General features: G+C 29.7%; 20 protein-coding genes and 3 pseudogenes. 17 read left to right on the top strand and 6 right to left on the bottom strand.

Annotation, left to right across the window (positions count from 1 at the left end; genetic code table 11):
- Positions 1-579 precede the first annotated feature (579 nt).
- From G468_RS23700 to G468_RS22840, 3 genes and pseudogenes are all read right to left on the bottom strand, one after another.
- Positions 580-1,365, bottom strand: a complete 786-nt coding sequence (locus G468_RS23700) for a hypothetical protein (RefSeq protein ID WP_155846977.1) — start codon at positions 1,363-1,365, stop codon at positions 580-582.
- 563 nt (positions 1,366-1,928) lie between these two features.
- Positions 1,929-2,039 (bottom strand): annotated as a pseudogene (locus G468_RS25275) (IS6 family transposase); the annotation flags it as partial.
- Between the two features lie 179 nt (positions 2,040-2,218).
- Positions 2,219-2,472, bottom strand: a pseudogene (locus G468_RS22840) (hydroxylamine reductase); the annotation flags it as partial.
- A gap of 212 nt (positions 2,473-2,684) precedes the next feature.
- Between G468_RS22840 and crcB the strand changes: the two are divergent.
- Entirely contained in the window at positions 2,685-3,068 is a 384-nt protein-coding gene (gene crcB, locus G468_RS0106045) for a fluoride efflux transporter CrcB (RefSeq protein ID WP_026822362.1), read from the top strand.
- A 30-nt stretch (positions 3,069-3,098) separates the two neighbouring features.
- On the opposite strand, the gene hemB is transcribed toward crcB, so the two are convergent.
- From hemB to G468_RS0106030, 3 genes and pseudogenes are all read right to left on the bottom strand, one after another.
- A complete protein-coding gene (gene hemB, locus G468_RS0106040; protein WP_026822361.1) occupies positions 3,099-4,076 on the bottom strand; it encodes a porphobilinogen synthase in 978 nt (325 codons plus the stop codon).
- A gap of 131 nt (positions 4,077-4,207) precedes the next feature.
- Positions 4,208-5,626 (bottom strand): annotated as a pseudogene (locus tag G468_RS19905) (Na+/H+ antiporter NhaC family protein).
- A gap of 26 nt (positions 5,627-5,652) precedes the next feature.
- Positions 5,653-6,798, bottom strand: coding sequence for a trans-sulfuration enzyme family protein (locus tag G468_RS0106030; protein WP_026822360.1), 1,146 nt, complete (start codon positions 6,796-6,798; stop codon positions 5,653-5,655).
- 1,643 nt (positions 6,799-8,441) lie between these two features.
- Between G468_RS0106030 and G468_RS22320 the strand changes: the two genes are divergently transcribed.
- The 16 genes from G468_RS22320 (at position 8,442) to sctE (ending at position 24,134) form a co-directional block, all read left to right on the top strand.
- Positions 8,442-8,927, top strand: a complete 486-nt coding sequence (locus G468_RS22320; RefSeq protein WP_051296971.1) for a winged helix-turn-helix domain-containing protein — start codon at positions 8,442-8,444, stop codon at positions 8,925-8,927.
- Between the two features lie 101 nt (positions 8,928-9,028).
- Complete coding sequence (locus tag G468_RS0106020; protein WP_135677482.1) at positions 9,029-9,817, top strand: helix-turn-helix domain-containing protein; 789 nt, start codon at positions 9,029-9,031, stop codon at positions 9,815-9,817.
- Positions 9,789-11,408, top strand: a complete 1,620-nt coding sequence (sctC, locus tag G468_RS0106015) for a type III secretion system outer membrane ring subunit SctC (RefSeq protein ID WP_034249407.1) — start codon at positions 9,789-9,791, stop codon at positions 11,406-11,408. Before G468_RS0106020 ends, sctC begins: the two co-directional genes overlap by 29 nt.
- A gap of 41 nt (positions 11,409-11,449) precedes the next feature.
- Positions 11,450-12,508, top strand: a complete 1,059-nt coding sequence (sctW, locus tag G468_RS0106010; protein ID WP_162143412.1) for a type III secretion system gatekeeper subunit SctW — start codon at positions 11,450-11,452, stop codon at positions 12,506-12,508.
- Positions 12,509-12,536: 28 nt separating this feature from the next.
- Complete coding sequence (locus tag G468_RS0106005; protein ID WP_026822356.1) at positions 12,537-14,561, top strand: EscV/YscV/HrcV family type III secretion system export apparatus protein; 2,025 nt, start codon at positions 12,537-12,539, stop codon at positions 14,559-14,561.
- Positions 14,562-14,578: 17 nt separating this feature from the next.
- Complete coding sequence (locus tag G468_RS0106000; RefSeq protein ID WP_026822355.1) at positions 14,579-14,980, top strand: InvB/SpaK family type III secretion system chaperone; 402 nt, start codon at positions 14,579-14,581, stop codon at positions 14,978-14,980.
- On the top strand, positions 14,980-16,272 hold the full coding sequence (sctN, locus tag G468_RS0105995) for a type III secretion system ATPase SctN (RefSeq protein ID WP_026822354.1): 1,293 nt from the start codon (positions 14,980-14,982) through the stop codon (positions 16,270-16,272). Before G468_RS0106000 ends, sctN begins: the two co-directional genes overlap by 1 nt.
- Positions 16,256-16,726, top strand: a complete 471-nt coding sequence (locus G468_RS0105990; RefSeq protein WP_026822353.1) for a hypothetical protein — start codon at positions 16,256-16,258, stop codon at positions 16,724-16,726. Before sctN ends, G468_RS0105990 begins: the two co-directional genes overlap by 17 nt.
- Complete coding sequence (locus G468_RS0105985) at positions 16,695-17,747, top strand: SpaN/EivJ family type III secretion system needle length determinant (RefSeq protein WP_026822352.1); 1,053 nt, start codon at positions 16,695-16,697, stop codon at positions 17,745-17,747. The genes G468_RS0105990 and G468_RS0105985 overlap by 32 nt, the downstream gene beginning before the upstream one ends.
- Positions 17,744-18,676: a FliM/FliN family flagellar motor switch protein gene (locus G468_RS0105980; protein WP_026822351.1), complete on the top strand. Its 933-nt coding sequence runs from the start codon at positions 17,744-17,746 to the stop codon at positions 18,674-18,676. Before G468_RS0105985 ends, G468_RS0105980 begins: the two co-directional genes overlap by 4 nt.
- Before the next feature lie 34 nt (positions 18,677-18,710).
- Positions 18,711-19,373: an EscR/YscR/HrcR family type III secretion system export apparatus protein gene (locus G468_RS0105975; protein WP_026822350.1), complete on the top strand. Its 663-nt coding sequence runs from the start codon at positions 18,711-18,713 to the stop codon at positions 19,371-19,373.
- A gap of 12 nt (positions 19,374-19,385) precedes the next feature.
- Positions 19,386-19,640 (top strand): EscS/YscS/HrcS family type III secretion system export apparatus protein, encoded by a 255-nt coding sequence (locus G468_RS0105970; RefSeq protein WP_026822349.1) that lies wholly within the window; start codon positions 19,386-19,388, stop codon positions 19,638-19,640.
- 9 nt (positions 19,641-19,649) lie between these two features.
- Positions 19,650-20,420, top strand: coding sequence for a type III secretion system export apparatus subunit SctT (gene sctT, locus G468_RS19895; RefSeq protein WP_034249406.1), 771 nt, complete (start codon positions 19,650-19,652; stop codon positions 20,418-20,420).
- 9 nt (positions 20,421-20,429) lie between these two features.
- Positions 20,430-21,467, top strand: a complete 1,038-nt coding sequence (locus G468_RS0105960) for an EscU/YscU/HrcU family type III secretion system export apparatus switch protein (protein WP_026822348.1) — start codon at positions 20,430-20,432, stop codon at positions 21,465-21,467.
- A gap of 107 nt (positions 21,468-21,574) precedes the next feature.
- On the top strand, positions 21,575-22,105 hold the full coding sequence (locus G468_RS19890; protein ID WP_034249404.1) for a SycD/LcrH family type III secretion system chaperone: 531 nt from the start codon (positions 21,575-21,577) through the stop codon (positions 22,103-22,105).
- Positions 22,106-22,133: 28 nt separating this feature from the next.
- Positions 22,134-24,134: a type III secretion system translocon subunit SseC family protein gene (gene sctE, locus G468_RS0105950; RefSeq protein WP_026822347.1), complete on the top strand. Its 2,001-nt coding sequence runs from the start codon at positions 22,134-22,136 to the stop codon at positions 24,132-24,134.
- Positions 24,135-24,142 lie beyond the last annotated feature (8 nt).

Raw genomic sequence — 24,142 nt, 5'->3', positions numbered from 1 at the left:
ATTAATTTAGTAAACTAGTTGTATTAATAGCTTAAATTTAATATTTTAAGTCATTACGTTCGATAATTATTAATGCGATAGATTATATTAATTGAAAAAGTAGCGATAGCCTCTGCTCGCAACATCTACTGGAGTTTTTTAGTGTTTTCATTTTTTTTCGCTTAAAAAAATCTTTTTAAATTTAGCTATTTTTCCTGAATTTCTTTAAGATGACGATAGGGATGCAGAATTTAATAAAATATAAAATACCAACATTGGGTTACAAATTAAAATAACTATTATAAAGTCTTACTGGAATATTGCCGGAGGAATATTACTAATTGAGTTATTCATTAAAAAATATGTTTAGTGTTATATTTTATAGTCTAAATATTTATGTAATACATTTATTACTGCTTAATAGCAATAAATGGCACTAATTTAGTTATTCGTAAGAGATAAGATTTTTATTTTTTAAAATTCAAAGTCATTGAACAGAGGAAAATATATAAATAAAAAATTAATAACAACAGTGGAGTTATGGTTAAAACTCCACGGAAAATTATTTTTATAAAATAGTTTTTATCATTATTTTATTTATTAATGAGTCGCCCAAATTTTGGTATCATTGTTATTGTTATTGTTATTGTTATTGTTATTGTTATTGTTATTGTTATTGTTATTGTTATTGTTATTGTTATTGTTATTGTTATTGTTATTGTTATTGTTATTGTTATTGTTATTGTTATTGTTATTGTTACCGCCTCGTCCGTCATTATTCCAACCGCTATTATTCGAACCACGGTTATTATCTTGCTCGACTTTTATTGTTAGTTTACCAACAAATTTTAAGCTAGCCATAAGACGACGTGACCCTGGGTTACCACCAAGACAGCGTAAGTAAAATTTTGCCAAATTTAAATTTGTAATGGTGGCATTTGGTTGAATATTACCGGTTTTATAAAAACTAACGCCTACGTATCCTCCCATTTTACCAGTTACATAGTCGGTGTTATTTTTTAACATTCCCCACATAAACCAACTATCGAGATCAGCTGTATTATGTTGATGATCGTTTATTGCATAACCTATACCTGGCGTTCCAGTAGCATAAACTTTCTTGCCATTATAAGTATCTACATAGCTATTATAATCACTTATTCTTGCTAATATACGAATATTATTTTTTGAACAGCGGCCATGGACTTTAGTGCTCATCTGTCCTTCAATAGGTCCAGTAATTCTGCTACCGATAGGCATATTTGATTTTATCGTTGCGGTGCCAGCAAAATGAACATTATTATCTGCGACATAGTCGGGTTGTATGTCATAAGCCCATGCTATGTTTACTATAAGAAAAGGTATTAGTTTATAGATTAATTTCATCTGTTTTTATCCTTAAAAAGAATAGTTTTAGCTTATTAATTATATATATGTGCCGAATGGTAACTTATTGATAGTTTGCTGATATTCTGTTGCGACAAACCTAAATTGATTATTAATTAATAGAGAAAAATTAATGGGTAGAGTTTTACCTAATTTCATTATTTATTTTAAAGTATTACTATTTTTGCATTACTTTAATTAAATGATTTTTGTTATAACCGTTTCCATCTTATCATTATTTATTCGCTTTGGCGAAGGCATTAAATACACGCCTTATTGAATTAATTTAGTGAGCTTAAATTTAATATTTATAATTTTAATTGGTTTGTTTAGAAAGTTTTTTCTTTAAATAGAGAGGATAATAAAAATAAAATAGAAAGAATATTATACATAATAATAGTGATTTAAATAAAATAGGTTTATTAATAAAAAGAGCACTGTTGCAAACATGAATATGGTAAAGCTCTTGTACAATAACAGAGAATTACATTTTTAAAAACTCGGTTCATCAGAGCTACTTTATTTGAGGAATGGTTATAGTAAATTCGTTCTGCCAACGTTTTACGCAGTGCCTGCAACTTCGGCAATTCGTGATAGATGATGCTATATTGGCAGTAACAGCGTACCTCCCAAAGAATAATGTTGCAAGTAAAGTGTCGACCTTTAAAACAAATATACTGCGTACCATTGATTAAATCGTAAGCAAGATTATCAGCGCCTTAATCTTACAACAATGCCAATAAAAGTAGCAGCTCCCAGCCACATCTGACATTTTTTAATTTATGTGCTCGGGCATTTATCAACCATATGCTAATATTGCTATTGAGAGCTCTTATTATCAAGCACACAGCAATTACTGTATATCCTGTTCCACATTAGTGATTTTTCTTAACCCCTATTTTCCTGCAAGATAGCGAGCAAATCTGGAGTCAAAAAAGCGGGTGTCGTTGGGCCAAGGACCATATTCGTTATACCAAGTGATAGCAAGCTGAGAAGAATAGCAATCGCTTTTTGTTCAAACCAGGAAAAAACCAGTGATAGCGGCAGATCATTCACGCTACAGGCTAATTTTTCCGCCAGCTTAGTGGCTAGAACAATATTAAGGTAAACGCGTTAAGTCACTCTAATTTATCATGAATGTGACCAAAAAAGAGGTGAACTTTGGCAGTAGGGTAGGCATAATTTCCAGCTTGGATAAAATTACAAATTATTATTGTATTATTTAATATTAATTATTTGTTATATCAATGCGGTTGCTGCTGTAGCAAAAATAGCACAAAATATTGATGATCAAGTCTTTTATTGGATGAAAATAATTTATGATTAAAATCTTTTTGGCGATCTCAATAGGTTCTGCCCTTGGTGGTATCTTACGCTGGCTTTTGTCAACGAAATTAAATCCATTAATTGCACTTTTACCATTAGGGACTTATCTCTCAAATGTGATTGCTAGTTTTATATTAGGTATTGCTTTTGCTTATTTTGCTAACCATTATACGCTATCTCCTGAATGGCGATTGATGGTAATGACTGGTTTTTGTGGCGGGTTGTCAACTTTTTCTACCTTTTCATTGGAAGTTATGCTTTCCTTTCAGCAACAGCGCTACTATCACGGATTTTTGGAAATCTTAATTCATGTGGTAAGTACACTACTCGTAACTTATTTTGGTATGTTGGTTTACCAATTGATCCAGAATCGCTAGCGTCTAACTTTTTTTGCCAACATAGATTGCTTAAAGGTGTTTTTTTTCTGCTAAATCTAACGCAAAATAGCTCAAAATCAGATTAGCGCCGGCACGCTTGATGGCTCCTAATGTTTCTAGCGCAACATCGATTTCATTAATCGCGCCCGCTTTAGCAGCAAATTTAATTTGAGCAAATTCGCCACTGACTTGATAAGCTGCTAGTGGTAATTGAGTGCGTTCACGAATATCGCGAATAATATCCAGATAAGCGCCAGCCGGTTTTATCATTAAAACATCAGCGCCTTCTTGTTCGTCTATCAATGATTCTCTAATTGCTTCATGACGGTTCATTGGATCCATTTGGTAACTTTTACGATCCCCAATTAAGCAAGAGCCTGCCGCTTCACGAAAAGGGCCATAAAGGGTGGAAGCAAATTTGGTTGAATAGGACATAATACCGGTAGCCGTAAAACCTGCTTTATCCAATGCATCACGAATGGCGCTGACTTGCCCATCCATTGCGGCAGAAGGGGCAATAAAATCAGCACCAGCATTGGCCGCAGTGACTGCTTGTCTACCGAGATTTAGTAATGTTGCATCATTATCCACGCCATTTCTACCTAGAACTCCGCAATGGCCGTGAGAGGTATATTCACAGAAACAGGTATCTGACATAATTAACATTTCAGGCACAGTATCCTTACATGCCTTTGACATGCGAGCAACTAAACCTTTTTCTTGCCAGGTATCGCTACCTATTTCGTCAAGATGATGGGAAATACCAAATAACATTACTGATTTGAGCCCAGCTTTAGCAATCCGTTCGATTTCATAGGGTAGCTTGTGTTCTGGGATACGAAAAATCCCAGGCATACTTGCAATCGGCTGATAATCGTTAATTTCTTCTTCAACAAAAATGGGCAAAATAAGATCATTTAGCGTTAAAGTGGTTTCTTTAAATAAATTGCGAACTGTTTCTGTTTGACGTAATCGCCTTAAACGGCGAATAGTTTGCTGATGTTGCACACATTCTCCTTGCTACTGCTACAGGAATATAATTAATCGTATTATTTTAATATTTGCTGCCTATTATAAATGTTATTAATTCATCTTACATCTTTATTGAGAGGGCTTTTTTCTATACATGCTATTTTGATTTATTGGCTGAATCCTAAATAAAGATAAATAATTAGCACGATTATTGCGGTAACAATGGCATAAGGCATCTGTGTTCTGATATGTTCAATATGATCACAATCGGTTGCCATTGAAGCAACAATGGCGTCGCTAGAGATTGGGGAAGTCATATCACCAAAAATCGAACCGGTAATCGCTGCGCCGATCATTAATTCGGTAGGCATGTTGACGGAAAGCGCTAATTGTACCCCAATAGGGATCATGATAGCAAAAGTTCCCCATGAAGTGCCGGTTGCTAACGACATAATGGCGCTGATTAAGAAAATAAAAGCTACCGAAAACCCTGCCGGCAATAAGCCACTGGAAATTTGTGCAATGTAAGCACCAGTATTAAGATCGGCAGAAACATTGCCCATTAAAAAAGCTAAAATCATGACTGAGCTGATTTTGATCATACTGGCGTAACCGATATAAACTTCCTTAAAAAAACTTTCGATCGTCAAAATGCGGCGGGCTAAAAACCAGATAAATGAGACTAAAGTACCAAACATCACCGCCCAGTAAACAGAGGTTGAGCCACTGCCTTTGGTAAATTCGCCATGACCGGTAATATAAAGAGCGATAGGTACCATTAAAACCGTTGCCAGAATAGGAATAAAAAAGTTCAATACAGTATGAGTCGCTGGATGATCAATGACGTCTTCATCAGCAATGGCAGATGGTTGATGAGTTCCATGTTGATTGGCAATCGCTTTTTGTTCCGCTATTTTCATCGGACCTCAGGCGTAATCGGTAAGGATATAAAATAGTACTGAGGCTAATGATAACCAAGCCATAATATTATATGGCATAGCGGTAGCCAGAATTTCAAATGGTTCGCCTGAAATAAAACCTTTAGAGATTTGTACGCCAATCACCCCCATCATAGCAGCTCCCCAACCATTGATCATAACAGAAGAACATACCGAGACACCCGACGTTTGAATAATATAGGCCATTTTCTCTGCGGAAACCCCATAATAGCGGGCAATATTTTTAGTAGAAGCGCCAGCGACTAATTGATTAATCGAACTTTCAATAAAAATGATTATTGAAATAAACATGGCTAGTAGTTGGATTGCTTTTTTATTTTTTATTAAACGCGTTTTATTGGTTAGTAAATACACTAAACTTCTCACCCCTCCGGTGACGCTAATTAACCGCATAATTCCGCCAATTAATAAAATAAAAATAATTGTTTGTGTATTGCCGGGGGAGGCAAAAGTAGCAATAATTCCGGTCAGTGTCGCTTGAATACCCAACAAAATATTGTGATCGTTAATAACGGTATAACCAACTAAAATACCTATCAGTAACGATAAGATAACTTGGCGTGTCATTATCGCGAGTATAATAGTGATAAGTGGCGTAATTACTGTCCAGATCCCGTAGTCATTCATTGCGATACCTTTTCTCTAGCTGGGTATTAAAAATTCAGTGCTTGCTCTAAATCGTTAAGTAGATCATCAATATCTTCTATCCCGACAGATAAACGTAAGGTTGTATCGTAAATGCCCATTTTGACTCTTTCTTCTTCCGTCATAGCGGAGTGGGACATAGTTGCTGAATGATTTACCATGCTTTCGACCCCACCTAATGATTCGGCCAGAACAAAATATTGCAATTTATCGATAATATTTTTTACATTTTCTCGATTGCCATTAATGTTAATTGTAACAACAGCGCCACCTGTTTTCATTTGTGTCTGACAAATAGAGTACTGCGGATTATCTGGTAGTCCTGGATAGTATATATTTTTGATATTACGATGATTATTTAAAAATTCGGCTATTGCCAGTGCATTAGCGCATTGTCTTGTCATGCGAAGATCTAAAGTTTTTAATCCCCTTAATGCTAGATAAGCATCGAAAGGAGAAGCAATAGCACCGATGGTTGTTTTAAGAACATCAATTTTATCGGCAATTGTGGATTGATTAGTGATGACAGCACCACCGATTAAGTCTGAGTGACCGCCTATGTATTTACTGCTAGACAACATGACAATATCAGCGCCTAATACCAGGGGTTTTTGATTCCAGGCAGTAGCAAAGGTATTATCGACACAAGTTAAGATATTATTTTCTTTTGCTAGCTGACAAATTTTACCGATATCAACAAGTTCTAATAGCGGATTAGTTGGGCTTTCTATCCAAATCAGTCGAGTATTATTGTGTAAATGCTCTTTAACTAGTTGCAGATTATTGAGATCAATATAATCGACTTTATGACCACTTGTTTCTTTTATGAGTTTTTCAAATATGCGGTAAGTGCCACCATAGACACCTCGCATGGCAATAATATGCGAGTTTTTTGGTAGTAAATTTAATACTAGTAATGTTGCTGCGACACCAGAAGCAGTAGCGGTGGCATAAATACCCTTTTCAATGTCGGCAAGTAATGTTTCGTAAGCATAACGCGTTGGATTTTTAATTCGTGAATAGCTATATTCACCATTTATATCAACATTTTGTTGAATAAAACTACTTGCTGTGGTGATAGTGGGGAAAATAGCATTATTAGCTTTATCAAGCTGTTTCCCTTCATGAATTAAAATAGTTGAAAATTTTGCCATTATAATCCTTATATTTTTTCTAATCAGTGTTAATTCATTATATGACAATAAGTATAGTTGTATAAATAGATAGAATTACAATAGATTCGTGTCAAATGAAAGTCATTGCTTGATATATTTATATGACAGTATAAATCAATACGCTAAACGTAATGCTCGTATTTCATAAAAAATAAAAGTTTTATAATTATTATTTTATTTGCTATTTTGGATCATTAACTAACTGAAGATGTGATGTTTATAACGATATAGCTGAAAAAAAGGAATATTATAAAATTAGAGAGAAATATAGTTTTAGTAATATTCGTGTTAATTATTTGTATTTTTAAAAATAATCTTTTTTTGTTTTATTAGGTTTTACTATTAATTTTTATATATAAAAAAACAATTAAATATTTATAACAAAAATAAAATATTGTTAGATTAATATTTATATGATAGATAATCATAATGTCAGTTTAATTTTACAGGATAAAGTTTTTTATCGATAATATTAAATTAATTTCCATTTGTTGTATTAGATAAAATAGTCAAGTTTTAGCATTATTTTAGTATTAAAATCTATCAATTATAATTGATAAAGATAAGTATCATAATTAATACGTGGTTGAAGAAAATTAAAAAACACCTTAAAAAGTAAAATTACCAATTCGACTAGTAGGAAAGTCGTTGTTTGGTAAATAGTCAAAAAGGATAAAGAGTATCTTAGCTATATATAGTGCTCGAAATATTAGTTATTAAAATTTAGTTTAGTTTTATACAGAAGAAAAAATAATTGATAATGGGAATTAGCATCTTAAAAGATATTGAATTAATTAGTCGTAAACGAAAAGCTGTAGCATATATCAGATATAAATTTATTGGTATAATTTTGTATTGGAATGAATAAAAGCATCTTATATTCATTTTGTCTAAAAAATAAACATAAATAGATTGAAATATCATTAAAAATATTTAATAAATTACTGTGTTAGTCATTAGATTAATGTTGCGTGCAAATAATAATAAATTTATAACAATAGATTTTATATGATAAAAATATTTAGACCAAAATAAATTTATTATCAAATAAAATATCAAAAAAGAATATTTTATTGTAAATCTGCAAAAAAATTTATTATTAGATAATAAAATGTTTAATTTTAGTTAATTTAAGGAATAAAATATTGATTTAAAATTAAATAAATATTATTTATGTTTATTTTTTGATAAATAAATAAGCGATATAATAATATTCTTTGTTATCAATTGGTTATCAATATGTTTGTTTTTTGATAGTTTTAGGCTATCAATAATGCAAAACGGATCGATAAAAACAAATTGCATAATTGAGGTAATATGACTTTAATCTTTTCTTGTAATAGAGAACTATTATAATATATTATTATACTTCTTATATATTTTATTATTTAAAAATCATACTGATGCTTGTTTCATCAGCGGAGTTAAGTAATGGAATTAAAAAATTTAAATTTATTCATATTAGTGGTAAGAGTTGTTTAACCTTCAATCATTTTATTTAATATAAATAATAAAAAATCTGTAGAATAATAGATAGTATAGTGCAATTTTATTATGGATGCCATTTTCAAGGATGGCTATTAATTAGACTATTAAATAGAGTCGTAGAGAGGATGCTTATTATGATACATCGAGATTTAGTTTTTCAATTTTTAGATTATCGATTACATTGCAATGAAATGCTGATGAAAAATGGAGAGATTATTGCAATTCCACCCAAAGAATTAAGGGCATTAAGTTGTTTAGTGGCTAATAGTAAAAAGATTATAAAGAAAGATGATATCGTTGCTTATGTTTGGCAAGGTGGAGAAGTAAAAGATGAATCTGTTGTTCGTTGCATATATTCCTTACGAAAATTATTTAAACAGGAAAATTTGATTATAACCATTTATGGTAGAGGATATTGCTTTAATGGTGATGTAAAACTTATTGATTCAGGCGCAAGGAATGATTATCTGTACGAAATTCCTAACCACGATAAGCGGCAAAGTGGGCATTATATGCAAAGTATTGGCAGAATATTACCTGTATTTAAAGAGGGTATTTGTTCTTCAAATTCAATAAAGGATAGTTTTCAGCGCTTAACATTGAACATTAAATGTAAATAGTCATGATTTCGTCATAATTTGGTTGTGATCTTTGTCTTATTTTAAGGTTTAATGGGATCGTGTTTTTTGCTAGAAGCTGGTTTCATGTTAAGGAGCAAGTTTTGCGGCAGAGTGAATCTATGTGGTTAAAATATGACGAAATTCTATTAGAAAATCCAGTTCTTTATTATATTACTGCAGTAACTAAAACAGAACTTCGCATTAGTTCAAAAAAAAATCAAGAAATTTGCTGTTTTGATATTGGAGAGAGTGGGATCATGATGATTTTACCTTCAAAAATAGATGTTTTATCAGGTGAAATCAGGTTAAAAAAAGAAAATATCTTACATTTAGCTAAAATGCAGGCTTTTATTGATAAAGCAAATAATCAAATTCATAATTTCAAAAATAATTATCTTTCTGCTTTTATTAATTTTAATTTTGATACTTATAAAAAACAAAAAAATCTTGAATATTGGTTTTTGAGTCAACAAATTAATAAAGAGAAAAAGGCAGAAAGGTTTTCTTCTTTATTACGCCAAAATGAAGAATATCGTATAGTTCGTTTTCTGCTTGAAGAATCGTTGTTGGAAGGAAATCAAAAATTACAGAAAATGAGTATAAAATATGGATTATCTGTATCTTATTTTAGGAAGCTAGCAGGAAATGCATTAGGTAATTCTCCTAAAACTGAGTTAAAAAAATGGCGGTTAGTTAATGCGTTATTAGATCTGAATGATAAAAATCAGAATATCACACAAATAGCTTTTAAATATGGTTATTCCAATTTGTCTCATTTTTCTGATGAAGTGAAGAGTTTTTTGGGGATAAGTCCAAGCCGGTTAAAGAGATACTATCAAAAGAAAGGACCTAGTGTCACCGATGAAGAGATTACAGATAAGAAAAGATAGCAGTATATTAATTTTTTTTATGTTTTTAAATTTCATATTATTGTCAAGTTCTAAAGCTGTATCAGAGCAAACAATTGAATCAGGTTATATTGCTAAAAATGAAACCATACGTGGTGTTTTTGATGCTCTATCTTCGGTTATTAATAAACCAATTATAGTTAGTCAGCTTGCAATAAAAAAGAAAATAACCGGCGATTTTGATCTTAAATATCCACTTGATACCTTAAGAGATATTACTCAGCAACTTAACTTGATGTGGTACGATAATGGCCAAGTAATATATATTTGTGATGCGATTGAAATGCGTAATACCGTTATTACTTTAAATAATACAACAATTCAAGAGATAAAAAATTTTTTAAAAGATTCAGGTTTATATGATGAACGTTATCCATTACGTTCTGGGAGTAACAATCGTTTATTTTATATATCTGGACCACCAGTCTATATTGAAACAATAATTAATACTACGCAGTTTTTGGATGAAACTACGACAGAATTTGATGGCCGAGAAAAAATAGCAATTGTGCCATTATATAATACATTTGTAGAAGATCGTCATTATCAATATAGGTTTAATGATATTATTATTCCAGGAATGGCATCAATAATAAATAAATTGATGGATGCATCGAGTAATAATATTTCAAAATTAAAAAATCATATACAAAAAAAAAATCAAGATGAATTAGTTAATCAGAGCAACAATTCATCTCTAATAGAAAATTCACCGTTAAATAAAGGCTTAGTTTCTATTATATCTAATCCTGGAAATAATAGCTTATTAATAAAAGGTAATAAAGAGCAAGTAAATTATCTACGAAAAATTGTAGAACAGTTAGATATAACCAAGAGGCATATAGAACTATCGGTATGGATTATTGATATAGAAAAAAAAGCACTTGACCAGCTCGGTATAAAATGGAGTGGTGGCGCTAAAATTGGGCAAAAATTAGGTGTATCACTAAATGCAGGAACAAGCACTATTGATGGAGCCAGTTTTATGACAGCTATATTTGCCTTAACAAGGAATGATAAAGCAAATATTGTTTCTAGACCAATGGTGCTAACACAAGAAAATATTCCAGCAATATTTGATAATAATCGAACTTTTTATACCAAATTGATTGGTGAAAGAGCGACAGATTTAAAAAATGTTACTTATGGTACCGCGATTAGTGTATTACCTAGGTTTACTATTAATAATCAAATAGAAATGATGATTACTGTTGAAGATGGTAGCCGCGCAGGGCAAATAACCGATCATTTACCAGAAATAGGTCGAACAAATATTAGTACTATAGCTAGAGTTCCCCAGAATAAAAGTCTGTTAATTGGTGGTTATACGCGTGACGAACATAGAAATATAGAAGAAAAAATACCCTTACTTGGTGATATCCCTTATTTAGGTAGTCTATTTCGTTATAATATTGAAAAAAAAGATAGTTTAGTTAGAGTATTTCTTATACAGCCTAGAGAGATTATTAATCCTTTAAGTACTAGTGCGGAAAATATTGCTAAAAAAGTAAAAGAAGATAAATTTGATAATAAATTAGAAGACTGGATGTCAAATTTTCTGAGTAATCATTGATGAGTAATAACATAAATAATTCTTATAATATGGTGCAGCTCATGCAGCGCCATAAGCAAAAATTAATTATGGACAAAGTGAATGATCGGGAAAAAATAGATCGGCAGGAGAGATTCGATGCTGAAAGTGAGACTGAAGTAGAAGAAAGGTATCAATATAATCAAAAAAGAAAAAAATTAGGTAATGAACAAGGGAAAGTACTATTACTAACACAAATTAGACAGCGAAGAGAATTAGTTAGAAAAAGTGAAACAGAAAATTATAATGAATTTGACAATGTTTTAGATGATGAAATCGATCAAAAAATAGATAAAGTAGTAAATATTTTATCAAAAGCCGATCTTATTACAAAACATTTAGTAGGACAGCTTAGAAAGTTAATAACTGATGATAGTGATTTAGTGATTGTATTACGGGCATTAATTAAGCGTAATAATCTACATGAAAAAAATAGAAAAAAAATTATAGATGTATTAAGTTATGTAGAACAAACTACCAATAAAAAACGATTAAAATCAGGGATTAATGTTGCACTTAAAGCACGTATATTTAGCTCTAAAATAGATGTTAAACCTTATTTATTGCGTGAAAGTTATAGACAATTTATTGAAACAGATTTGTCTGAGATAAAAATTTATGCTAGCTGGATTTCAACTTATGGAACACAAAATCGAAAAATAATTTTACAGTTCATTGAAAATGCAACTATTACTGATATTAATTCCAATGATCCCAGTTGTAGTCGAATAGAATTTGGTAATCTATTGTCAAGATTAAATCAGATAAAGACAATAAAATCATGTGATGAATTTTTTGTTGAATCTTTAATTAACTACTATAAAAGTAAAGCAATTCTCTTTCACGAGTTGAATATAGCATTATTTTTTATTGGCGCACTTGAGGAACCTAATGCAACAGGGGATTTTCTAGATTTATTATTAAAAGTAGATAGTAGCAATGAAGATAAAGGAAAAATAACTCAATTAATATATAATTTAGTGAAAAAATTACCACTATATATTTTTATTAATGAAAATGATAAAGAAATAATAAAAGATCAGTTGATAGATAAATTAAATACTTTTTTTCATATAAGATAGTATAAATCACTATAATAATTGAGTAAATATGAATAATTTTCTAAATGAAATAAAAAGACATTCAGAACTGTTTGTATTAGTTTTAGTTTTCATCATCATTTCAATGTTGGTAATTCCTTTACCTACCTATTTAGTTGATTTTTTAATCGCATTAAATATTATTTTATCTGCACTAGTATTTTTATCTTCCTTTTATGTAAATAGAATACTAAATTTTTCATCATTTCCTGCTATTTTATTGATAACAACATTATTTAGATTATCGTTAACCGTCAGTACAAGCCGATTAATATTAAGTGAAGCTGATGCAGGGGAGATTGTCGCTGTATTTGGACAATTTGTTATTGCTGATAATTTAGTTGTCGGGTTTGTCATTTTTGCCATAGTGACTATTGTACAGTTTATGGTTATTACTAAGGGTTCAGAACGTGTTGCCGAAGTTGCTGCTCGATTTTCTCTTGATGGTATGCCAGGCAAACAAATGAGTATTGATGCTGATTTACGCTCTAGTATTATTGATGCGGAAGAAGCTAAACGTCGCCGTAGTGTGGTCGAACGGGAAAGTCAGCTTTATGGATCCTTTGATGGTGCAATGAAATTTATCAAAGGTGATGCAATTGCTAGTATTATTATTATCTTCATAAATTTTATCGGTGGTATTAGTGTTGGTATTAGTCAGCATCATATGGATTTTTCGCATGCTTTGGCTACATATACGATTTTGACGGTAGGTGATGGATTAGTTGCACAGATACCTGCTTTATTAATAGCGATTGCGGCAGGTTTTGTGGTTACCAGAGTTAATGGTGATAATGAAAACTTAGGCAGAACGATAATTAACCAATTATTGACTAATCCTTTAATTTTGATTATTTCAGCAATTATTGCACTGAGTATTGGTAGTTTACCTGGTTTTCCTTTTATTGTTTTTTTATTGATTTCGGCAATATTGGCTAGTATCTATTATCTTCAATTTAAAAAAAATAAACCAAAGAAAGAAGATACAACATTAATTACAAAGAATGAAATAACGGATTTGGAAATAGATAATCAAGGAGTAATCAATAAAAAAACAAATGAAACGATCCCTTTAATTTTGGTTGTTAATAAAAGCGTAATTGAAAAATTAAAGAAAGAAAATATTTCTGCCAAATTAAAGAATAATTTTTATTTAGAATATGGAATAAATTTACCTGATATAATAATAAGCGATTCTGATAATTTAGAAGAAAATACTATGTTGTTATTGATTAATGAAATAAAAGCAGATCAATTCTATGTTAGATGTGATGGATATCGTCTTATTAATAAAACAGATGAAATTGAACATCTTGGGATCGAAAAGATGACTATTAATAATGATTTTTGGATAAATGAAACGGATTATGAAAAAATAAAAGAAATAGGTTATTTATGTCGTCATTATATAGATGAAATTTATTTTAACATAGCCAATATACTCACTCGTTATGTACACGAATATTTTGGTATACAAGAAGCTAAGCAAGAAATTGATAATTTAGAAGAAAGATATCCAGATCTTATTAAAGAAGTCGTAAGACATGCAACTATTCAAAGAATAGCTGAGATATTACAACGGCTAATTAATGAAAAAATATCAATAAAAAATATGAAGTTAATTATGGAAACTATTGCACAATGGGCACCAAAGGAGAAAGATGTTATCTTACTTGTGGAACATATCCGTAGTGCATTGGGAAGATATATTTGTCATAAATTTTCGCGAGGAAATAATTTAAACGTTATTTTATTATCAAATGAAAATGAAGAGGTTATTCGAGGTAATATTAGGAATACCTCGGCTGGTGCATTTTTGAATTTAGAACCTAAAGAGTCTGAATATTTATTAGATAAAATCTCAATAGCATTAAATAGTCTGCCTTTCTCTTATAATGATTTCGTAATTCTATGTTCAGTTGATATTAGAAGATTTTTAAAAAAATTTGTTGAAAATAAATTTAACAATGTAGATGTTATTTCTTTTGGTGAATTAACAGAAACGGTTTCCGTAAATGTATTAAGAACGATTTAAAGCTAAATGGAGAGAGTATGCATATTGATATTGCCTTATTAGTTCGTGATGCACTGGTACATAGTGGTTGTGATAAAAATTTAATTTCTGATTTTGATGGACATTCTACGATTACATTAGAATTTAGTAATTCCTTAGATATCAATATAAGCATTGATGATGATTATGTATGGTTGTGGAGCCCTCTGTGCGAAGAGGAAAGTAATGTGATTTATCAATTAAGCGAAAAAATATTAAAAAAATTAATGGAAGAATGTCAGTTTACCGTGACAAAACAGTTACAATTAATTTCTCGTAATAGATATATTAATTTGGCTGGCGTTGTATCACCAGCATATTTAGCCGATGGAGCAGGCTTTTCTGCGGCATTGGAGGAATTTTTTCACTTAATAAATAATTACTCAGAGATGCTGCATTAATGAATCAACTCACCTTAAGCCATAGAATATATAAGATTCAGTCTCTATTAGGAACAATGATTGAGGCCAATATTGCTGATTGTGAAATTGGTGAAATTTGCCATATTCATAAAAACTGGCGGGATACAAAAATTATTGCCAAGGCACAAGTGCTGGGTTTTCGCAAAGAGACTGTAATACTAGGGCTAATAGGTGAATCGATAGGGATCTCAAAAGAGAGTGTCATTATTCCATCAAAAGAACATTTTACCATAAAACTTTCACCAAATTTATTAGGTTGTGTCATTAATTCAATGGGACACATTGCTGAACGTTTTAAAGAAAACCGTGGCTTATTAACTAATGAAAAGCGTGGCATCAACCAAAGTCCACCAAATTATTTGCAAAGAAAACCAATACAACATCCCTTTGTAACGGGTATTAAAGCGATTGATGGGCTAATTACCTGTGGTATTGGTCAACGATTGGGTATTTTTGCTTCTGCTGGATGTGGAAAAACTTCACTGATACATATGATGATACAGCATGCCAGTGCAGATATTTTTGTTATCGCATTAATAGGTGAGCGGGGGCGTGAGCTGACTGAATTTGTTGATACATTGAAACAAACTGGTCATATCGATAAATGCGTTATTGTTTATGCAACTTCTGATTACTCTTCAATCGATCGGGTAAATGCTGCGCTGGTTGCCACAACAATTGCTGAATATTTTCGCGATGCTGGAAGTAACGTAGTACTTTTTTTAGATTCAATAACCCGTTATTCAAGGGCATTACGCGACGTAGCATTGGCTGCGGGAGAACCACCCGCTAGACGAGGATATCCAGCATCTGTATTTGAAGCATTACCAAAATTATTGGAACGGCCGGGGCTTACACAAAAAGGGGGAATAACAGCATTTTATACTATATTATTAGAAAATGATGACGAGCCAGATCCGATTGCAGAAGAGATCCGTTCTATTCTTGATGGACATATTTATCTAAATCGTAAGTTGGCAGAAAAGAGTCATTATCCTGCTATTAGTATTTTACAAAGTATAAGTCGTGTAGCTTCTCAAATATGTGATCAGAAACATTTGAGTCATGTCGCTCAAGTAAAAAAAATCTTAAGTAAAATTGAAGAATTGAAAATATTTATCGATTTAGGCGAATATAAAGAAGGTGAAAACCGTGAAAATGATGAAATGTTATATAAATATAACAAAATAAATAATTGGCTTATGCAATCTCCTGATGAAAAAAAATCTTTTGAATCAATAAAACAGGAGATGTATGAGATTTTATCGTAATGTAAAAAAAAGGCATGCGCTAATATGTCAAAAAATAAATCAGAACGATATTTTAATACAAAAATTAGATAACAAGATAATGATAATAGAAGATGAAATAAATGAAATTAATAAAGAAATCTTATTTATAAATAGCTTATTGGCAGATATTAATAATGTGGGATTTTTATCAAAAGATGAGTTATTAGCAATAAAAAGAAAACAAGCTGTATTTAATCATAAATTAATCGATTTAAAACTGGAGAAAGCAAAAAAAGAAGCTGCCCATCAGGCTATTATTATAGAAAAAAAAGAAAAATTAAATATTAAAAAAATTTTACACATGAAAAGTGAAAAGTATATTTTTTTGTTAAAAAAAGAAATGATTAAAATTATTCAAAGGAAATATCTTATTGAAGAAAATGAAATAGAGGAAGTTCTTTATGCTAAAAGTAAGCTCAATAAAAATTCATAATATGCAATCAAAGCAAAATAGAACATGCTCATTAGATGATATTATTAAAGAGAATATAAAAAATAATAAATCATTATCTGAAATTGATTTAACAAAAACTAATGATTTTGATTTATCAAATGATAATGCTTTTTTTTATGATGGTAAATATAAAGATGAAATTGAAGAAGTTGATTATCCTAGAAATATTGATGAAATTAATTTCTTAATAAAAAATGAAGAAAAAGATAGTGTAATAGTAGATAATCAAAGTTATGATATGTCTTTAAAGTTATCTGAAGCTAATATAAAAAATATTATAACAAGTAATCACTCAATATTTAAAGATTTTGCAAATGGAGAGGAGATAAAGAATGATAAATTTAACAATCATAAAAATTATATTTCCACTGATAAAATATCCAGCCAAATACACTTTATAAAACATGAACATAGCCTTGTAAAAAAAGAAAATACTAGCAATAAATTAAGTATCAGTAATCCAGTTGATGCTAGTTATATAACGACTTTAGTTGACACTATTGATTTAGGATCTCGTGGACAGAACAAAAAATGTAGCATAAATAATTTATTTTACAATCAAGAAATGAATTTAACAGCCAGTTATGAAACAATACCAGTAAGTTATAAAAGTAGTAATGATTACGATTATCATACTCCATTTTTGTTGTCTAAAAAAAAGTTTAATAAAAATATAGAGTTACCCTTATTTGAAAATTCACTAAAAAATAAAAATATAAAAAATAGCTTTATTAATAGTAATGAAAATAGAGAGTTAAAATATTATTTTAAAAAATGGGGAAAAACACATTATGTGGATATAAGTATAAATAAGAATTTACAGCATTATCCATTATTTAGCTTTTGTCCTTCAGATTCATTAGTTGATAATAGAATTCATAACTATTTAAATAGTAATAATAGTTGTGAAAAAAATTTTTTCATTATAAAACAAGATAATAAAGATGAATATAATGAAAAAAGTGATAAGTATCGAATAGTTTCCGAGGATGAAGAATGATAAAAAATTATTTTCCTATAAAAAGCTACAAGGAAATTAATTTTAAACAATTGTTAATTTCTTGGCAAAAAAAAGGAATTAGTCAAAAGAAATTTCCATTACCAAATGGAGAATTTTTATTATCCTTTTTTACTAATAAAAATTGGAAAGGGATCATAGATTTAAGTCAATGGTTAGAATTAATAAAACCAGATTTAAACGGTTTATCTATGTATGCCTGGAAATTTGAAGAATTAGAAGCTCTTTTTTTAAATAGCCATACAATAAATAAACTTTTACCTTTTGAATTAGAATTTAATGCTATATATAGTAATGGAAAAGTTAGTTGTAATGATAGCGATTATAAAAATATTATAGCTATGCTTAGGACAGATTATGGTAATATATGGATCCATGATATTGATAATAACTTGAATCATGTAAGTAAATTAGAAAAATATAAATGTGATCATATTCCAGTGGAATTAATTTTCAGAATGGGTTTCAGTAATATAACTGCATCAACTTTAAATAAGATTAATGTGGGTGATATTTTATTTGTAAATCAGCAAACGTATGATGTGGTTATTCAGAACAAAGTTATTGGTCATTTTACTAACGATAATGGTGTTTATATGGTAAATACTAATTTTTATGATGAAAGTATTGATGATACAATCAGTGAGGATAATATTCTAATTGAGCCTGGCGATAAAATAAGATCTAAAGATGATATTCCTATTACCCTTGAATATATTTTACAAAAAAGAAAAATTCCTTTATTGGAATTAGAAAATATTTTTCAAGGTAAAGTATTACCATGTGACTTAGCAGCAGAAAATAATGTTAAAATTGTTGCTAATGGAGTTTTAATTGCAAAAGGAAATATAATATGGATTGAAGATAGATTAGGTGTAGAGATCACTCATTTGTTTCATAACGAAAAATAAACAATTACTAATATAGAGAGTAAAAATAGAAATTATGAATAATGATATTTCTCTGATTACCCTATTGGCGTTTTCTACTTTATTACCATTTATTATAGCGACGGGAACATGCTATATAAAATTTTCTATTGTTTTTATTATGGCAAGGAATGCTTTAGGACTACAGCAAATTCCTTCTAACATGGTGTTAAATGGTATAGCATTAATGTTGTCATTTTTTGTCTTACTACCAATAGTAAAAACCAGTTATCAAGAATTTAATAAGGTGAATATAGATTATAAAGATATTGATTCTATTATTAATTCAGTAAATTCTGGCCTAAGTGGATATAAAAATTATTTAATAAAATATTCAGATAAAGATTTAGTCTCATTTTTTGATAAATTACATCAAAAATCGGATGATGGAAATGATAATCAATATGAAAATGGTAATGATAGTTCTATTGTTTCATTACTTCCAGCATATGCTTTAAGTGAAATAAAAAACGCCTTTACTATCGGATTTTATTTATATTTGCCTTTTGTTGTTATCGATTTACTTATTTCAAGTATTTTATTATCGCTTGGAATGATGATGATGAGTCCGGTAACAATATCTGTTCCCATAAAGTTAATTTTATTTATATGTTTAGATGGATGGAGCTTGTTGTCAAAAGGATTAATAACTCAGTATATTGAACTAGCAGCAGGATAATGTATAAAAATTATGAGTAATATTATTTTTGCAAGTAATAAAGCATTATATTTAATATTAATATTTTCATTATTACCCGTCATAGTTGCAACAATAATTGGGTTGTTAGTTGGACTTTTTCAGACGGTAACTCAACTACAAGAGCAAACTTTGCCTTTTGGATTAAAGTTAATTGGTGTAATGGGGTGTTTATATTTACTATCAGGTTGGTATAGCGAAGTTCTTTTAAGTTATGCGCATGAAGTTATTAAATTAGCTCTATCGTGATGTAATATTATGCATATAGATACCAATTTTTATTTTAATATTTATAATTTTTTATCTCATTTAGTGATCATAGCATCGCGTATTTTTCCAATATTTTCTATTATTCCATTTTTATCTAACAATATTCTATCTCCCACAATAAAATTTCCTCTTTCATTATTTATTGCTATGGGGGTATGGCCATATGATGCATATGAGTTACCTCAATTAGAATCGATGGGTTATTTAGTTATCTTGTTAAAAGAAGTTATTATTGGATTAATGATTGCTCTTTTTATTTCTTTACCTTTTTGTGTTTTACAAATAACCGGAAATATTATTGATAATCAAAGAGGAGCGACATTAAGTAGTAGTATTGATCCTATTAATGGTGTAGATACATCCGAACTGGCTAATTTTTTTAATTTATTTGCGGTGACACTATTTTTAGCTAATGATGGAGTGATAACAACTTTAGAAATTTATCATCATAGTTATCGTTTGTGGCTACCTTTTTCAATGAAATTTCCATCAATTTCAAATATCTTAACTTTTATTTCTTATGCAATTTCAAAAGCAGTAATGTTAGCGAGTCCATTAATTATTATTTTTCTGGTCACTGAAATTATGCTTGGACTGCTTGGTCGATATGCTCCACAATTAAATCCCTTTTCTATTGCTTTAACTGTTAAAAGTCTAATTTGTTTTACTATATTGATGATTTATTTTTCTTCATCGTTTAGTGAAACGGTATTAATCATGCAGGAAATATCTTTTAAACTAATGCAAAACAGTATCTAATGGAAAGCTATGTCAGCAAACAAAACAGAGAAACCAACACCTAAGAAATTAAAAGATGCAGCGCAAAAAGGAAAAAGTTTTAAAAGCAAAGACTTGGTTATTAGTTGCCTTATTTTTTTAGGTTGTTTATATTTGACGAATTATATTAATTTTACAACTATAATAGAAATTTGGGCAAATACATTAAAAAATAATCATAGTATCACACCACTAAATTATACTTTTGTTCTTTTTTTTACGGCGTTAAAGATTTTTTTACCTTTTCTTTTTTTATGTATATTAATTATTATGCTCACAACAATGGCACAGACAGGATTTAAAATTGCAACTAAAGTATTAAAATTTGATTTTAATAATTTAAATCCTATTAATGGGGTTAAAAAGATATTTAGTATTAGAACTATAAAAGATTTCATTAAAACATTTTTATTTATTATAATATTTTTTATTGTTACATATATTTATTGGAATAATAATAAAAAAATTATTTTTTCTCAAATTTATTTAAATATTGAAAGTGTTTTCATAGTTTGGAAAGAGTTAGTTAGTAATTTTATTATTATTTTATTATTATCATCTTTCATTATTTTAATTTTAGATGCAGTTGCAGAATATTTTATTCACATTAAAGATTTAAAGATGGATAAAAATGAAGTTAAGCGTGAATATAAAGAACAGGAAGGAAATCCTGAAATAAAATCAAAAAGAAAAGAATTGCATGTTGAGATTTTATCCGAACAAGTAAAAAGTGATATTGAGAGTTCCAAATTTATGATCGCTAATCCAACACATATTATTATTGGTATCTATTTAAATCCACAAATAGTTGCAATACCAATGGTTTCGGTATTGGAAACCAATCAACGAGCACTGGCTGCACGTGCTTATGCTGAAAAAGAGGGCGTACCGGTGATAGAGAATATTGTATTAGCACGTCGAATATATAATACACACCAACTTTATTCTTTTATTAATTTAGAGGAAATTGGTGAAGTAATTAAAATTCTAAGTTGGTTGCAAAAAGTTGAAAATGAGTGGGATAACTAAATCACATAAAGAATTACTTTTTGTATGAGCGTTATTTATGTGAACATGATTTATTTATCTGTTTTAATTATGAAAATGAATGCTAATAGCAATTCAGGAGATTTACTATGCCCTGTAATAATGAAAATATATCTCTTACTCAGAATGAACAAGATAGTTTTGGGCTTGAGGAAACTATTCTGACAGTTATGAATACGGGTGCAACACTAAAAGATATCTATGAAATAGATGAAAATGTTATAGAGAATATTTACGCGCATGCTTATGAATTTTATCAACAAGGTAGGCTAGATGAAGCCGAAAAGTTTTTTAAATTTCTATGTATGTACGATTTAAAAAATGCGGATTATTTCATTGGGTTAGGCGTTGTCTATCAGCTTAAAAAGGATTATGCCAAAGCTTGTGATATTTATGCTTTATCTTATGTAATGGCAAAAGATAATCATTGTCCTGTTTTTTATTCAGGCCAATGCCATTTACAAATGGGTGATATTGCTAAAGCCCTTTATTGTTTTGATTTGGTTTGTAATGAAAGTACGGATGCTAAGTTAGTAAAAAAAGCTGAAGTTTATCGAAAAGTTATTAAAGAAACGAGATTATCAGAATCAGAAGTGAAAACGGAAAGTTCAACTTCATAATAACATATATATAATTAGGAGTTATTATATGGGAGAGATAGACACATTAAATATAAGGAAAAATTTTTCTAATAATTTTAATAATGAAAATGTCAGTGATGATCATTTTAATGAAATTGCTAGCGTTATTAAAAATAAAATAACTATTTCTCCCAAAGAAAGAACTCAATTAAATAATAAAGCTAAGTTAGAGCTAATTCTAAAATCAGATCCTAATAATGAGGTTTCTAACAGCTTAATCGATATGCCACAAATTAGAAAGCCAAATTCTTCACTGTCAGGAAAAGGTAACTTATTATTTATCTTGGCTGAAATGCAAAAAATTACTATTGATCTTCAAGGGGAAAATTTAAAACTAAGAATTGAAATGTTTAACATTAAATTAAAAGCTAAGACTGAAAATGCTAATCAATTATCAAGTGAAATTGACCAGCTGAATCATGAATATCAACAACAATTAGTGTGTTTAAATAACATGATGATAAAACTACAAGAACTAAAATCTTGTAAACAAACACTTGAGGATGAAGTTAGCGCTAAAAAAAATGAACTGGATAGCAAGCAGCTAGATTATAAAAATATAACAGAAAATATAACAGAAAATATAACAGAAAATCTTACTGATAATAGTTTCTTATTAGAAAAAAAATTAGAAGAAGAAATAAATGGGCTTGCTAATTTTGTTAACCAAAAAGAAAATGAATTAATTGAATTAAATAACTTATTTGAGATGAAATCAAATGAGTGTGAAGCTGCTATTAATAATGTAGCGCAATGTGCTGATTTACTTGATGATGCACTAAATAAATTGCGTGAATTTAAAGCAAATGAAATAGAAAGCGATAAACCTATTGAACAGCATATTGAAGAAGCTCTGTCAAACACAGCTAAGTTGTTAGAAATTTTAACAACATTAATTATTACTATTGGTAATAGTACTGTTGATAAATTAAAGGATGATCTTGAGATCAATCGTAAACGAGCGACGGCGAATCAAAATGAACTGAAACGCAAAGCGGAAGAATATGAACAACAGGTACAAAAAGCTGAAGAAACGCAAAAAATAGCCAAATGTGTCGGACAAATTTTGGGTGGTTTGGTTATGGCTATTGGTGCAGCGGCTGCGTTATTTGGCGGCGCTGGTATTGCTTTAATGGCGGTTGGTGTAGCGTTATTAGCAGCAGATTTTATTGCCGAAAAAGCGACAGGTCGATCATTAACCGATAGGATCATGAGTCCGTTAATGGAGCATGTTTTTATGCCATTAATGGAGATGATAGGTAAAGTTGTCGATGCGATATTGGAATATACGCCACTTGGTAATTTATTAAAAGAGATCGATAAGGCCGCTGGCACTGATTTATCATCAATGGTCAAAGCCATTGCAACTGCGGCGATCGCGGTTGCGGCAATTATTGCTTTAGCTTATGTGGCAAAATCGGCGGCAAAATTTCTTTTTGAAAAAATGTCACAAACTTTTATCAACTCCATTATGCAAGTCGCTAAACAAGCTATTACTCAGGTAATAAAGAAAATTATTCCCAATGCAGTAAGAAATATGAGTAATCAAACATCAGTGGCGATAAAAAAAATAATTAATGAATTTACAAAAAAATTAGAACAAGTTGCCAGTAAGATTTCAGCGATGATGGAAAAAGCAACTCAACACGTTAATGAGTCAGTATTTAAAAATATGAAGTTAAGTACGCCAGAAGAAATTTATCGTTTGATGAGAATTACTGGCAATCGATTAGCTATGGCTAATCAAGCGATCATGTTTAGCAATACAGCAACACAAGGAGGATTGAGAATTAATGTTGCCAATGCTGAGTTACAGAAAGCCAATATCAATGCTGATATGTTGTTTGATCGCTATGAAATTGACCGTTTAATGGATGATTCACAGCATTTATTTACAACTTATAAACATCAGCAAGAGGGCATCATGAAATTATTTTCTGATATAACAGAGATAATTACTGCTCAAAATGATACTAGTAAATATATCAGTAAGTCTTTGCGTGCTTAAATTAAAGA

Source organism: Arsenophonus nasoniae DSM 15247, from assembly GCF_000429565.1.
Lineage (GTDB): Bacteria > Pseudomonadota > Gammaproteobacteria > Enterobacterales > Enterobacteriaceae > Arsenophonus > Arsenophonus nasoniae.
Note: the sequence above shows the minus strand (reverse complement) of the source record. Positions and strands in the feature narration are given on the sequence as shown.

Coding starts and splice junctions, on each gene's coding strand:
- G468_RS0105990 (WP_026822353.1), top strand. CDS start 16,256: ATGAGATTTTATCGTAATGTAAAAAAAAGGCATGCGCTAATATGTCAA.
- G468_RS0105960 (WP_026822348.1), top strand. CDS start 20,430: ATGTCAGCAAACAAAACAGAGAAACCAACACCTAAGAAATTAAAAGAT.
- G468_RS0106005 (WP_026822356.1), top strand. CDS start 12,537: ATGAATAATTTTCTAAATGAAATAAAAAGACATTCAGAACTGTTTGTA.
- sctW (WP_162143412.1), top strand. CDS start 11,450: ATGCAGCGCCATAAGCAAAAATTAATTATGGACAAAGTGAATGATCGG.
- G468_RS0106000 (WP_026822355.1), top strand. CDS start 14,579: ATGCATATTGATATTGCCTTATTAGTTCGTGATGCACTGGTACATAGT.
- G468_RS0105975 (WP_026822350.1), top strand. CDS start 18,711: ATGAATAATGATATTTCTCTGATTACCCTATTGGCGTTTTCTACTTTA.
- G468_RS0105985 (WP_026822352.1), top strand. CDS start 16,695: ATGCTAAAAGTAAGCTCAATAAAAATTCATAATATGCAATCAAAGCAA.
- G468_RS0105970 (WP_026822349.1), top strand. CDS start 19,386: ATGAGTAATATTATTTTTGCAAGTAATAAAGCATTATATTTAATATTA.
- sctE (WP_026822347.1), top strand. CDS start 22,134: ATGGGAGAGATAGACACATTAAATATAAGGAAAAATTTTTCTAATAAT.
- sctN (WP_026822354.1), top strand. CDS start 14,980: ATGAATCAACTCACCTTAAGCCATAGAATATATAAGATTCAGTCTCTA.
- G468_RS0105980 (WP_026822351.1), top strand. CDS start 17,744: ATGATAAAAAATTATTTTCCTATAAAAAGCTACAAGGAAATTAATTTT.
- G468_RS0106030 (WP_026822360.1), bottom strand. CDS start 6,798: ATGGCAAAATTTTCAACTATTTTAATTCATGAAGGGAAACAGCTTGAT.
- G468_RS23700 (WP_155846977.1), bottom strand. CDS start 1,365: ATGAAATTAATCTATAAACTAATACCTTTTCTTATAGTAAACATAGCA.
- sctC (WP_034249407.1), top strand. CDS start 9,789: ATGAAGAGATTACAGATAAGAAAAGATAGCAGTATATTAATTTTTTTT.
- G468_RS22320 (WP_051296971.1), top strand. CDS start 8,442: ATGATACATCGAGATTTAGTTTTTCAATTTTTAGATTATCGATTACAT.
- G468_RS19890 (WP_034249404.1), top strand. CDS start 21,575: ATGCCCTGTAATAATGAAAATATATCTCTTACTCAGAATGAACAAGAT.
- crcB (WP_026822362.1), top strand. CDS start 2,685: ATGATTAAAATCTTTTTGGCGATCTCAATAGGTTCTGCCCTTGGTGGT.
- sctT (WP_034249406.1), top strand. CDS start 19,650: ATGCATATAGATACCAATTTTTATTTTAATATTTATAATTTTTTATCT.